Annotated in this window: 8 protein-coding genes and 1 CRISPR repeat array; of the genes, 5 read left to right on the top strand and 3 right to left on the bottom strand. The window is 67.6% G+C overall.

Features of this window, described 5'->3' with window-relative positions; translation table 11 throughout:
- Nucleotides 1-933 precede the first annotated feature (933 nt).
- Complete coding sequence (locus tag AC1P0E_RS33125; RefSeq protein WP_482746172.1) at nt 934-1,419, top strand: hypothetical protein; 486 nt, start codon at nt 934-936, stop codon at nt 1,417-1,419.
- Between the two features lie 779 nt (nt 1,420-2,198).
- Here the strand turns inward: AC1P0E_RS33125 and AC1P0E_RS33120 are convergent.
- Both AC1P0E_RS33120 and AC1P0E_RS33115 read right to left on the bottom strand, forming a co-directional pair.
- Nucleotides 2,199-3,380: a hypothetical protein gene (locus AC1P0E_RS33120; RefSeq protein ID WP_482746171.1), complete on the bottom strand. Its 1,182-nt coding sequence runs from the start codon at nt 3,378-3,380 to the stop codon at nt 2,199-2,201.
- 150 nt (nt 3,381-3,530) lie between these two features.
- Nucleotides 3,531-3,671, bottom strand: a complete 141-nt coding sequence (locus AC1P0E_RS33115; RefSeq protein ID WP_482746170.1) for a hypothetical protein — start codon at nt 3,669-3,671, stop codon at nt 3,531-3,533.
- Nucleotides 3,672-3,765: 94 nt separating this feature from the next.
- Here AC1P0E_RS33115 and AC1P0E_RS33110 point away from each other — a divergent pair, with 94 nt between their 5' ends.
- Together AC1P0E_RS33110 and AC1P0E_RS33105 are read left to right on the top strand one after the other, a co-directional pair.
- Entirely contained in the window at nt 3,766-5,154 is a 1,389-nt protein-coding gene (locus AC1P0E_RS33110; protein WP_482746169.1) for an HlyD family secretion protein, read from the top strand.
- A 113-nt stretch (nt 5,155-5,267) separates the two neighbouring features.
- Nucleotides 5,268-5,660 carry a hypothetical protein gene (locus tag AC1P0E_RS33105; RefSeq protein WP_482746168.1) on the top strand — a complete coding sequence of 131 codons (393 nt, stop codon included), beginning with the start codon at nt 5,268-5,270 and terminating at the stop codon, nt 5,658-5,660.
- 1,698 nt (nt 5,661-7,358) lie between these two features.
- Here AC1P0E_RS33105 and AC1P0E_RS33100 read toward each other — a convergent pair.
- The gene (locus AC1P0E_RS33100) at nt 7,359-7,754 is read right to left on the bottom strand and encodes a cupin domain-containing protein (protein WP_482746167.1); all 396 of its coding nucleotides are present in this window, start codon (nt 7,752-7,754) and stop codon (nt 7,359-7,361) included.
- Between the two features lie 52 nt (nt 7,755-7,806).
- Between AC1P0E_RS33100 and AC1P0E_RS33095 the strand changes: the two genes are divergently transcribed.
- Both AC1P0E_RS33095 and cas3 read left to right on the top strand, forming a co-directional pair.
- Nucleotides 7,807-8,799: a GlxA family transcriptional regulator gene (locus tag AC1P0E_RS33095; RefSeq protein ID WP_482746166.1), complete on the top strand. Its 993-nt coding sequence runs from the start codon at nt 7,807-7,809 to the stop codon at nt 8,797-8,799.
- Nucleotides 8,800-9,112: 313 nt separating this feature from the next.
- Nucleotides 9,113-9,935: direct repeats of the CRISPR family, unit length 29 nt; unit sequence GGGACCATCCCCGCATGCGCGGGGAGCAG.
- A gap of 231 nt (nt 9,936-10,166) precedes the next feature.
- Nucleotides 10,167-13,067: a CRISPR-associated helicase Cas3' gene (gene cas3 / locus AC1P0E_RS33090; protein ID WP_482746165.1), complete on the top strand. Its 2,901-nt coding sequence runs from the start codon at nt 10,167-10,169 to the stop codon at nt 13,065-13,067.
- Nucleotide 13,068 lies beyond the last annotated feature (1 nt).

The following is a 13,068-nucleotide window of genomic DNA, read 5'->3' as shown; positions in this document are numbered from 1 at the left end:
GGTCCTGCGCGATGAGCCGCAGTCATCGCGCCGGGCACGAAGCCGCGCTGCTCACGGCACGGAGCACACGCGTACTGGCTGTATCCCGAACCGGACGTCGCCTCGAGGGTGTCGGTACGGACGGCGGTGATCGACGGCCCCTTGTGCCAGTGACACCAGGTGCCGGGCCATCCCGCTTCGGTGGCCCCTTGGGGCGGGTTCCTGTCGTCATGAGGACGACGGTAGGGAGACGATGTGCACGCACTCCAGCGATGTGCAGCAATGTTCACGGACATGCGATTCCACTGCCCCGGCCAGTCCGGACCCTTGACCAAGTCATAGCCCGTCACTGACGGTTGCGCACAATCATGCAGCGAGCGTGTCGGATTCTTCAGCGGAGACGGCCCGTTCGGGCAGTGCACAGACGATGGTGGCCATGAGAGAGAATGCTGCGCATGACGACTTGAAGAGCACCGACTGGGCGCCAGCGCTGGGTCAAGGTCGCGACCTGGGACACGGTCAGGCACGGCGATCGCCGAATCTGCGCCGCCTGCGGAACACCCGTCCGCTCCTACCAGTTCCGTCTCTATGCGCCTGAGTCCTCGATGTTCGAGCGGTGCGTCGGCTTGGCATGGTGTTCCAGGTGCCGGATCTACTCCGGTGCGATGGTCCAGATTCCCCGAACGCGTGTCCTCGTCGACGCGCTGGGATCCCTGCCTGCGGACGAGTGTGTTCGGCTGCGCCGCAGCGAGGCGAAACTGATCGACTATCTCGATCGCCAAGGCGACCGGTAGTCGTAATCCACATCCAGAGGGTGACCGGTGACTTGATTCGCTGTTCAGGACACAGCGGACACGTCCGGAAGTTGGCGTGAGGTTCGCTCTCTGCTCAGGGAGCCTCCTCTTGGAGGTAGGTCGCCGTCCTGTTGAAGCGGTGCATCCGTAGGATGGCGTCATGACTGCCGACGTCCCGCTCACCCGAGAGTCGTTCCGGCGGCTCCAGCCGATCAACGTGCCCAGCCCGGTGTCTCAGTTGCCGGATCGTGTCTGGACTGACGAGGACTGGGACCGGATCCGGCAGGGTTATCGAGCCCGGGACATGGATGAGAAGTGGAACGTCTTCGCTGAAGGCGCTGGCCTGTTCATGCATCGGAGTTGGACCGGTCACGGTGTCTATCAAGCGACCTTTGCCCCAGTGGCCGGCGGCGGGAGGAAGATCGCCTCTGCTGTGGTGGAGGCCGATGGTAAGCGCTATCGGGGCATGGGCGACGAGTATGACTGCCTGATGATGGAGCTGATCATCAGCGCCATCGTCCTTGGAGAGCCCGCCGCCGACCTCCGCGCCGGTCTCGTGGAGTTGACTGCCCCGTCTTCGCCAAAGAGCGCACTTCCCTCGGGCGTGGTGGAACACAGTGTTCTTGGGTTGCGCTCGGGATCGTAGGCGTTCTGGAGCGCTTTCCAGCCTTTCTGGCGCGGTTTTGTCAAGAAGGGGCTGCCGGCTTGCTCAGGCCGCAGTGCGGCGTTGGGCTTCGAGGCGGGCGGCGCGTCGGCCCTCAGCCGTGAGCGTGTAGAAGGTGCGACGCTTGGCAGTCCGCGGCCTGGGGTGGCTCGGCTCATCCAAGCAACGTCGCCTTCGGGGCGGCTGGTGAGCCATCCTGCGCTTCAAGCCGTTTGAGCTCGGGATATAGCGTTCCTGGATCGAGCCTGGTGCGTGCGATGACCTCGGGTCCGTAGAAACTGCGGGGCGCGGGTCCTCTAAGGGGCACCATCGCAGGACCGTCTGACGGCGATCGGGGTGTCGAGGAGGAGACCATCCCCGCATGCGCGGGGAGCAGCAGCGCTCGGACGCGGATTTCCCTGTGCGGCTGGGACCATCCCCGCATGCGCGGGGAGCAGTCCACCCCCCAACTCGCCGGCGATGTCGCTCCGGGACCATCCCCGCATGCGCGGGGAGCAGGAAGTGCGAGGCATGGCCGGTAAGTGGCAAGCGGGACCATCCCCGCATGCGCGGGGAGCAGACTCCGTGACCTGCGACTCTATGGCTGGCTGTCACAGCTTTCGACCACTTACACCGAATCCGCCATATAGCCCATACCCTCCCAGACGTCGCATTGCGCTCTACGGGCCACAGGCAAGGTTAGCCGCGCGGCTACGTCTCGAAGACCCGCATCCCGTCAGCAATGCAGGCGCGGAAAGCAGGTGAACGCACCAGTGCCGGGTTCAGCGGTGCCAGGTTCGAGGGAGCAGGCTGCGCCAGTGGAATCGGGGAGGCCTCGTGGTGACGCGGGGAGGGGGTGAAGTCGGCCGGGGCGGGATTGGTGCGACTGCCGGTGGTCCCGCGGGGTCCGGACTCTGTTGTGGCTCTTCAGCGTGGGCGGCGGGTTCAGCGTGTGCGGGTGAGCCCACCTCGTGGGCCAATGTTGCGAGTTCGGGGTGCTGGCTGTGGGTGTGGTGCTGGGCATGCTCACGGGCGCGGCGGCGGCGGTGCTTTTCACGGCCTCGTTCGGCGGCCTCGAGCGCAGTCATCACTTGGAAGGCCGCAGCGGGCCGGAAGCCGGTGTGTGTGCCGAAGGCGAGCAGCGACACCGGGACCAGGCCCCACCAGGTGGCAGTGCGGGCCGGGTAGGGGTGGGAGATTTTCCAGTCGTGCGACCAGGATTCCATCTCGCCGCTCCAGTCCTCTCCCGCGTGGATGGGATACGTGCCGGGGTGGCCTCCGTATGGGATCAGGGCGGTGTCTTTGGTGATCCAGCCGACCGCGCCGCCCGCGGCGGTGATCTGCCGCTGGGTGGGGGTGGGGCGCACCTTGTCGTGGGTGGAGGGCTTGCCGTGCGGGCGGACCCTGACGGTGCCGGCCGGGTCGTAGTGGAGGGCGTCGTCGCGGTCGAAGAACCACCAGTGCTGGGCGTTCTCGCCGTGGCGGGCGCGCACGGCGTGCAGGCGGTGCTCGGTGGCGGTGGCGGTGGCGGTGAGCAGGCGCCGGGGCCGTTCGATGACGGCGACGTCATTGCCGCGGCGGACGATGAGGGCGGGTGGGAGCGGCCAGTGCTGGCCAGCTAGTTGTGGGTCGATCTGGAGGCAGATGCTCGCGTCGGGAAGAGCGCGCACCAGCTGCTCGCGGAGGTGCAGGGCGATGGTGAGGTCGCTCTGGATGTCGGCCTGGTGCGGGGCGGGCGCGGCGCACAGGTCGGTGCCGGGGGCGGCGCTAGCGTCATGTCGGAAACGGGCCGTGAAGCCGGACGTCGGGGTGGCAGGGCCGGTGAAAATCAGGGCTCCCGCGCAGGCGCAGCAGCGGTAGCGGCCTCCGGCCTTGCCGCGGGGGAGCCGGGTGGCGGCGTCTGGGTCGCGGCGCAGGTCGATCACGCGTCCGGCGTTACCGGTGTCGATGGCGAGCTCGCTCATTCGCGGCAGTTTGCTACGGGAGCTCACGGAGCTTGATCGCTTCGTGGGCATGGTTACCTGACCGGAGCCAGCGGTGTGGACGGAGGGGCGGGAAGGGAGGGCCTGGTGCGTCATGAACGTCGTCTCCAGCGGTTGAGCGGGCGGTCGAGGTCATTCGAGGCTTGCCCGCCGGGAGTTGTCCGTCACGCCGTCCACCCCGTACGCGCAGGTGAAGTGCGGACATGGGTTGACAGGAACGGCCGTGGCAGCGGCCAGCTCGGGTGCCGGGGGCGGGTGGGGTGCCTCTGCCATGGGCAGGGATGCGCCTTGTCGCGGGAGGTTCAGAGGTCCATACGCTGGCCCACCTGCGGGATGGCCGTGGATGCGTTGAGGGGAGCAGGGGCGCGTGGCACAGCGGAAACAAGGCCGGGGCTGGGGAGAACTGAAGGCCGAGACACTCGAGGGACGTGCCTTGGCGCAGTTCCTGCGCGAGAAGCTGGAGCGCGCCGGAAAGCAGATCCGGGATCTGGAATCGCCTACGCGATACTCGCGAACGTCCGTCGGGCAGTTCCTGAGCGGGGAGAAGACGCCATCGCGTGACTTCGTGGAGCGGTTCATCACCGCCACGACGCCGCCGCGCGAGAAGGAGGTACAACTGCGTCAGGCACTGGCGCTCCTGGAGGCCGCGAAGAACCCGGCACCACCAAGTCAGCCCGCACCGGCCGGCGCGGGGAGTGAGATCGCATCCTTAGCGACAGTCGCGGCCACCGCGCAGGGGCAGGCCGCTCAGGCGCAGGAGCAGCTGAGACTGGCTTACCAGCGCAATGAGGAGCTGACGCGGGAGCGGGACGACAACCAGCGCATGGTGCTGTCGCTGAGCCTGCTGAGCAGCGATCTGCGCCAAAAGATAGCGACGGTGGAGCAGGAGGCGGGAGACCAGGCCCGATCGGAGCTCAAGCAGCTCACTGCGCAGCTGGCCTCCGCTGAGCGAGAGCTGGAGCGCGCGAGGGCGGGACGCGACGAGACGGAGCTTCTGGTGCAGCGCCTGCGCCGGCGCAGCAATGTGCTGGAGGAGCAGCTGGCTCAGGCCCGCGACGCCAGCACGGTGAACATTCTGTTCTCGGACAGTCCCGGTACCGTGTCCTCGCCCGGCCCCGAGGAGGTTCAAGAGGCGGCCTTCCAGACCGACTTCGCTCGTGCGCTGCGTGCCGCGCAGGGCTTCCTCGACGAGGGCCAGGCGCATCGTGACGAGGTCCGCGAGGAATGGAGCCTGGTCCCTCGGAGCAGAACGGTGGGGCAGCTGGAGCAATGGCGCACCGCGACCCACGTAGCGACGCGTGCCCTAGGGTGCACGCTGACGGTGGCCGGCGCCCTGGCGCTAGCGATGTCGACCTATTGGGGGCTCTCCATACTCCTCGCACTGGTAGGACTGCTGCTGGTGGCGGACCCCTGGCAGCCGTTGGGGAAGCTGTGGCCCCTGCTGCGCTCATTGATCCAGCAACGGCCGCCGGAGCAGACGCTGGTGGTCAGCTCCCGCGCTCTGGCCGTTCGCGGCGGGCGGTGCCTGGGCGCATTGCTGACCGCAGTCGGCGCGGTGCTGAGCGCGCAGGCGGCGCAGCACGCCGGCGCCTGGTGGCTGGTGCTGCTGGTTCCCCTCACATTGGCCGCCGGTGTGTACACCGTCATTGGGCACGATGACCGGGTGACAGCGGCGGTGCAGCAAGTCGCGGGAGACCTCGCAGCCGACCTCTCCGCGTCCCCTCCCCGCCCGGCGCATCAAGCCCTACTCGGTTGATCGCCCTGTCGGATGCGGCCTGGCTGGCAGACCGCCGACAGGAGTTGAGTACGGCGTTTGCCCAGGGGTGGGGGCCATCGGCGCTGTGGGTCAAGGTGGTCACCCTGGTACCGGTGGCACTGTTCGTGATCGCTCTGCTGGGGTCTCTCGGTACCGCGATGCTCGATGTGGTCCAGGGGACCTCATGGGACGAGCAAGGCATGGTAGCCGTCGTCGACGAACCAGTGCGGACCTACCTCAAGGCGCACTCCCCAGGGCTCCCCGTGACCGCAAACACCCTCTACACCACCTGGCTGGCCAGCGGCATAGGACTCCTGGTGATCTCGTTCATGACCGGCACGTTCGGCGCACGCCTCACATGGATCGCCTGGGGCGCGGGCAGCGTGCTCATGGTCTGGGCCGGTACCACGCCACCCGCCCGAGGCATCGCCTGCGGTGTGGCAGCCCTCGCTTGGGGCGTCGCATCGATCTTTGCGCTACGAGGGCTGGGCACCCGAAGGTTGTGACCGTCTTCTGCCGTTCTGAGACTGAAGTTGTGCACGGCGGGCTCGAACTTGTGCCCCTCCCAGGGGACCAGATCGCGCTCATGAGGTGTCGCGAGTGTGTGGCCAAGACCGGGTGGGGACCATCCCTGCATGCGCGGGGAGCAGCGCCGTCCCTTGAGGCGCCCTGTGAAGCGCCTCGGGACCATCCCCGCGTGCGCGGGGAGCAGACCTGGCCACTCGATCCGAACAGTCCCATCACGGGACCATCCCGCATGCGCGGGGAGCAGTTAGAGAGCGTCACCCATCAGCAGGCAGCCCGGGGACCATCCCCGCATGCGCGGGGAGCAGCTCTGCCAGTAGTCGGGCAGGCCGTCCCACGTGGGACCATCCCCGCATGCGCGGGCAACAGTACGAGACCGTCGTCGTCGACCCGTACACGCTGGGACCATCCCCGCACGCGCGGGGAGCAGAAGCTCAACACCGACGTGTACACGACGGTGAAGGGACCATCCCGGCATGCGCGGGGAGCAGCGCATCCACCCGTCCTTCCGGGCTGGCGCGGGGTCAGAGGACCATCCCCCCATGCGCGGGGAGGCGCTCATCGACCCGGACGTGGTGGGGACCATCCCCGCATGCGTGGGTAGCAGAACACGACGGCGACGACCAGGAGCAGCACGACGGGACCATCCCCGCATGCGCGGGGAGCAGGCCGCCCCGGGGCGGAACTACCAGACCCGGCCGGGACCATCCCCGCACGCGCGGGGAGCAGAGCTTGCTCGGCTCCCAGCCGGACGTGGCGGCGGGACCATCCCCGCTTGCGCGGGGAGCAGTCCGTGATCCGTGGCGTGGGGGCGGCGGCCGGGGGACCATCCCCGCATGGGCGGGGAGCAGAGCTGCTTGCTCGTGTCGAGCAGGCCGTCGTCGGGACCATCCCCGCATGCGCGGGGAGCAGTCCCGACGATCTTCGGTATCGAGAACGAGCGTGGGCCCATCCCCGCATGCGCGGGGAGCAGGCGGGCACGGGCGCGCACCGTATTCGCCTCCCGGGACCATCCCCGCATGCGCGGGGAGCAGGACTCCGCGTTGCTCAGGGGTACACGGCTGGCGGGACGATCCCCGCATGCGCGGGGAGCAGACATGCGATTAGCACATTGATGCCCAACCTCATACCCGTGAGGGTACCGATCACCCGTACTACAAGTGCCGGTGACTGGAGCCCCGTCTCGGGTGCCTGCAGGCGACTGCGAACGGACAGTCGGAGGCTCTCTTCCCCACGGACCTCATCGCTGGTCAACAACGGGGTCCCTGCCGCTGCCTGATGCCCTTGTTGACGTGACTGTGCTGGCGTAGCCGGCCTATAAGGGGGATCGGCCAAACCCGTCCATGACGGGTGCCGTCTTTTCTCGTCAACAGCCTGCATTGCTTTGACCACCAACCGCCGTCGGAACTCGTCGACAATAGGTCAAAAACAACGGCTCTTCACCAGTTCGTGGCCAGCCACAAGTGCATCGATGGATTGGACAGTCACACGAGCGACAGCCACCGATCGGCGACCCACTCCAGCCAACTGACCCCCCAGGAGGCGGCCCGCCAACCTCATGCCCATCGAGTTCGGCGGCATCGGGTTCCTCGAACAGCACCCTCCGAGCGCAGGAAGTCCGCATCAGGCATCGGGAAGGTCTGATCCGGAGTGGTCGACTGCCGATGCAGCCTGTCCGCTCAGGCCTTGAGGGCGTGTCCAGTCGTTGCGTCCACGTGATCGGGGATCTCATCGTGGCGGTCGCCCACGGTTGGTGTCCCAGTCGGCTCGAACATGAGGATCGCGGCACCGGACGGTGCGTACGGCTTGTGCTCGGTACCTGCGGGGACGGTGAAGACCGCTCCCTGCGGAAGCAGGACCGTGCGCTCACCCTCGGGCTCACGCAAGGAGATGTGCAGCTCCCCGTCGAGCACCAAGAAGAATTCGTCGGTGTCGTCGTGGGCGTGCCAGATGTGTTCGCCTGCGACCTTGGCGATCCGGACGTCGTAGTCGTTGACGCGCGTGACGATGCGGGGGCTCCACAACGCATCGAAGGAGGCCAGAGCCTGGCTAAGGGGGATGGGCTGGTTACTCATGGGCTCATCCTCCGCGGTTTCGCAGGGGCAGCGTGAGTGCTAGGAATTGCACATGGCGAAAGAATCCTCGCATCAAGCTCACGCGGCGGGCATACACCGGGTGGTCGTGATCGTGGACGAGAACTCAAACCCTTTCGAGCTCGGCTGTGCAACCGAGGTCTTCGGCCTCCGCAGGCCGGAGATCGGCCGCGTTCTCTACGACTTCAGGCTCTGCTCCCCCGAGCCCCGCACCCCGATGCGAGACGGATTCTTCACGCTCACGGGAGTCGCCGGCTTGGAAGCGGCCGATGCGGCGGACACCTTGATCGTCCCCAACCGCCCCGATGTCGAGGTGCCCCGCCGACCCGCTGTGCTCGACGCCATCCGGCGGGCGCACGCGCGTGGCGCACGCCTGATCGGCTTCTGCAGTGGCGCCTTCACCCTGGCCGAGGCCGGCGTGCTCGACGGGCGGCGGGCCACCGCCCACTGGCAGTGGGCGGCTTCTTTCCGGTCCCGCTTCCCTGCTGTCCACCTCGAAACAGACGTGCTGTTCGTGGATGACGGTGACATCCTCACCGCTGCAGGAAGCGCGGCCGCACTCGATCTCGGGCTGCATGTGGTCCGCCGCGACTACGGCGCCGAGATTGCCAACTCCGTGAGTCGGCGACTGGTCTTCGCGGCGCACCGGGACGGCGGGCAGCGGCAGTTCGTGGAGCGTCCCATGCCCGACTTCCCCGACGAGTCCCTGGCACCCGTCCTGGCCTGGGCGCAGGAACGGCTCGACTCACCGCTCACGGTGTCAGACCTTGCGGCACAGGCGGCGGTCAGCCCGGCGACGCTGCATCGTCGCTTCCGGGCACAGCTGGGAACGACCCCGTTGATGTGGCTCACGGGAGAGCGACTTGCCTTGGCCTGCCGATTGATCGAACGAGGCGAGTCACGCTTTGAGGTGGTCGCACGGCGGAGCGGGCTGGGCACCGCTACCAACTTGCGTACGCTGATGCGTCGCGAGACGGGCATCACTCCATCGGCGTACAAGCGTCGGTTCGGGCCAGAGGTGAATTGACGACGGGGACGCCCCCCAACGGCTTCTGCGTACAGCCACGGTCGGGGAGTGACCGAATAACGCACGGTCAGAACACCGCCTCTTCACCAGTACGGTACTACGCCACCCGCCCGAGGCATCGCCTGCGGTGTGGCAGCCCTCGCTTGGGGCGTCGCATCGATCTTTGCGCTACGAGGGCTGGGCACCCGAAGGTTGTGACCGTCTTCTGCCGTTCTGAGACTGGAGTTGTGCACGGCGGGCTCGGACTTGTGACCCTCCCAGGGGACCAGATCGCGCTCATGAGGTGTCGCGAGCGTGCGGCCAAGACCGGGTGGGGACCATCCCCGCATGCGCGGGGAGCAGCCGTCTGCCAGGAGGGCCGGTCAAGGCTTTCTGGGACCATCCCCGCATGCGCGGGGAGCAGCGCCGCGTCTGGCTCACCGCCGACGCCGTGGTGGGACCATCCCCGCATGCGCGGGGAGCAGCTTGTCGAGAGCTCGCTCTCAGAGGGACAGAGGGGACCATCCCCGCATGCGCGGGGAGCAGCGCCGGCGGATACCTCGACCTGTGGCACAACCGGGGACCATCCCCGCATGCGCGGGGAGCAGCATGTCGGCGAAGGAGACGCGGCGGCCCATCAGGGACCATCCCCGCATGCGCGGGGAGCAGTCCGTTCACGTCCCAGCCCAGCGCGCCGACCAGGGACCATCCCCGCATGCGCGGGGAGCAGACCACCGGCGTCGTCCTGGTGGTGGGCGGACTGGGACCATCCCCGCATGCGCGGGGAGCAGCTCAACCATGAATCGGCGTATACCGTTGTTGCAGGACCATCCCCGCATGCGCGGGGAGCAGGCTGGCGGTCGCATGCGGTGTCGTGCGGACCAGGGACCATCCCCGCATGCGCGGGGAGCAGCCGAGGAACAGGACTCCGGCTTCGGCGCGGACGGGACCATCCCCGCATGCGCGGGGAGCAGCACGGCCGACGACGGAGGAAGAGCTCCTCAACGGGACCATCCCCGCATGCGCGGGGAGCAGCGACAGCGGTTCGTACAGTGGGCACGAGCAACGGGACCATCCCCGCATGCGCGGGGAGCAGGCCGGGGTCGAGCTGGCTCCGGCCGACGCCGTGGGACCATCCCCGCATGCGCGGGGAGCAGTCTCGCTGACCTGCGGCTCTATGGCAGGCTCACGAAGTTTTCGACTACTTTCACCGAGTCCGTCAAATGCCGCATAGTTCTCACCGCTTGCTCGTGCATGCCAGCCGGAGGGCAAAGGGTAGCTGCGCATCTTACGGCCCACGGCTCGGTCGGCAGTTGTGCCAGACCTCAAGTTGGTGTGATTTCCCCATAAGGGCGCCATCGGTTGGGATTTAGCTGTATTCATCAGCCATGAGCAGTGACGGGCAGTTCCGCGGGGGCCTCAGTGGCCGTCTGGCGGGGCCGGTGCGGAACGTATGGGCCAAGCACGACCGGGATAGCGAGGGTTGGCTGCCGCTGTGGCGACACATGGAAGACAGTGCCGCCGTGGCGGGTCGTCTGTGGGACACGTGGTTGCCCGCAAGCGTCCGCAAGGAGCTCGCCGGGTCGTTGCCGTGTGGTGATGAGGATGCCCGCCGATTGGTGGTGTGGCTCGCGGCGGTGCATGACATTGGGAAAGCGACACCGGCGTTTGCTTGCCAGGTCGATCAGCTCGCGAACCGGATGCGTGCGCAGGGTCTTGAGATGCCGACGGCACGCGGGTTCGGTTTGGATCGCAGGATCGCTCCGCATGGTTTGGCTGGGCAGGTGCTGCTGGGGGAGTGGCTTCAGGAGCGGCACGGTTGGACGGGTCGTCAGTCGGGGCAGTTCGCGATCGTTGTTGGTGGTCATCATGGTGTGCCCCCGGAGCATGGGCAGATCAAGGCACTGGAAGACCGCTTGCATTTGTTGTGTACACCTGGGCCGAGCAGGGTTTTGTGGCGTCAGGTACAAGGCGAGTTGCTGGACGCGTGCGCTGACGAGTTCGGCGTAGTTGAGCGGCTTGACGCGTGGCGGTCGGTGAAGCTGCCGCAGCCGGTGCAGGTGCTGCTGAGCGCTGTGGTGATCGTCGCTGACTGGATTGCCAGCAACCCGGATCTGTTTCCGTATTTTCCGCAGGAGACTCCGCGCAGCGGTGAGGAGCGTGTAGCTGCGGCTTGGCGAGGGCTGAGTCTGCCGCCGCCCTGGCAGCCCAAGGAGCCGGCGCAGGAGGCGTTGGAGCTGTTTGCTGACCGTTTCGATCTGCCGCCGGGTGCCGTGGTGAGGCCGGTGCAGGAGGCGGTGGTGCGGTTGGCGCGTGGGATGTCTGAGCCGGGGCTGATGGTGATTGAGGCGCCGATGGGGGAGGGGAAGACGGAGGCGGCGCTGGCCGTGGCTGAGGTTTTCGCTGCGCGGTCGGGTGCGGGGGGAGTGTTTTTCGCTCTGCCGACGATGGCCACGGGCAACGCGATGTTTCCGCGCCTGCTGGACTGGCTCGATCACCTGCCGGCTGAGGAAGGTGCGCGGCTGTCTGTTCTGCTGGCGCATTCGAAGGCGGCTCTCAACGAGGAGTACGCGAGCCTGCTGCGCGACAGTCAGCGGGTCGCTGCTGTTGATGTGGATGCGCAGGTACAGGAGTGGCGGCCTTCTCAGGAAGGGCGGTCTGCTCCGGCGGAGTTGGTGGCGCATGCGTGGCTGCGGGGGCGTAAGAAGGCGATGTTGTCGTCGTTCGTCGCGGGGACTGTGGACCAGTTGTTGTTCGCCGGGCTGAAGAGCCGCCACCTGGCGCTGCGGCATCTCGCGGTGGCCGGGAAGGTCGTTGTGATCGACGAGGTGCATGCCTATGACACCTACATGAGTGTGTATCTGGACCGGGTGTTGTCGTGGCTAGGTGCGTACCGGGTGCCGGTGGTGGTGCTGTCAGCGACGCTACCCGCGGCCCGGCGGCAGCAGCTGGTCGAGGCCTATGCCGGAGCGACTAGCGGGGCCGAGCAGTTCGAAGCGGTAGCGGCTGCGGATGCTTATCCGTTGCTCAGTGCCGTGTCGCCGGGGCACGCCCCAATGATCGAGGCGCCCGCAGCGTCCGCCCGGGGCGGCGAGGTGCATCTCGAACGCCTCGATGATGACCTCCACGTTCTGGCGGAGCGGCTTGCCCCCGAGTTGGAGGGAGGCGGCTGCGCCCTGGTGGTGCGCAATACGGTCAGGCGGGTGCTGGATACCGCGCGTGTGCTGCGGGAGCGGTTCGGCGACGAGCAGGTGACGGTCGCCCACTCTGCCTTCATCGACGTGGACCGTGCTGCGAAGGACGCTGACCTTCTACGGCGTTTCGGGCCGCCCGGGAAGACTGACGGCCGACCGGAGAAGCGGCACATCGTGGTCGCAAGTCAGGTGGCGGAGCAGTCCCTGGATGTCGATTTCGATCTGCTGGTCACCGATTTGTGTCCGGTCGACCTGTTGTTGCAGCGGATGGGGCGGCTGCACCGGCATCAGCGGGGTGAAGACCAGAAGGAGCGTCCTGAACGGTTGCGTTCCGCCCGGTGCCTGGTTACCGGGGTGGACTGGGACGCGCACGTTCCTGTGCCGGTCCGCGGTTCGGTGGCGGTGTATGGGGCGTACCCCTTGCTGCGGTCGGCTGCTGCGCTGGGGCCGTACCTGGATGGTGCGGATCGGCCGGTGCGGTTGCCGCGGGACATCAGTGTGCTGGTGCAGGAAGCGTACGCGGACGGATGGGCCGGGCCGGAGAGCTGGGCTGATGCGTTGGCGACCGCTTTGGAGCGGCATGAGCGGCACCGTGAGGATCAGGCGGAGCGTGCCGGCCGGTTCCGGCTGGACGCGGTCGGAAAACCGGGGCGGCCGTTGATCGGGTGGGTTGCGGCAGGTGCCGGCGATGCGGACGACACGCGGGCCGGGCGGGCGCAAGTGAGGGACAGCAAGGAGAGCCTGGAGGTCGTCGTCGTGCAGCGGCTGACCGACGGGTCGTTGGCCACCGTGCCTTGGCTCGCGGACGGCAACGGCGGCCTGGCGTTGCCGCAGGACCGTCCCCCGTCGCCGAAGGCGGCGCGGGTGGCGGCGAGCTGCGGGCTGCGTCTGCCGATCCAGTTCTCTTCGCCCCGGGTGATGGACCGGGCGATCGCCGAGCTTGAGGAGCTTTATGTTCCGGCTTGGCAGGTGAAGGAGTCTCACTGGCTTGCCGGCCAGCTGATTCTCGCGCTCGATGCCGATTGTCAGACCCGTCTGGCAGGCTTCGACCTCCGTTACAGCCCCATCGACGGCCTTGAGGTGACCAGTGTCTGAA

The sequence above is a fragment of the Streptomyces sp. TRD_SC_5 genome, assembly GCF_056836825.1.
Note: the sequence above shows the minus strand (reverse complement) of the source record. Positions and strands in the feature narration are given on the sequence as shown.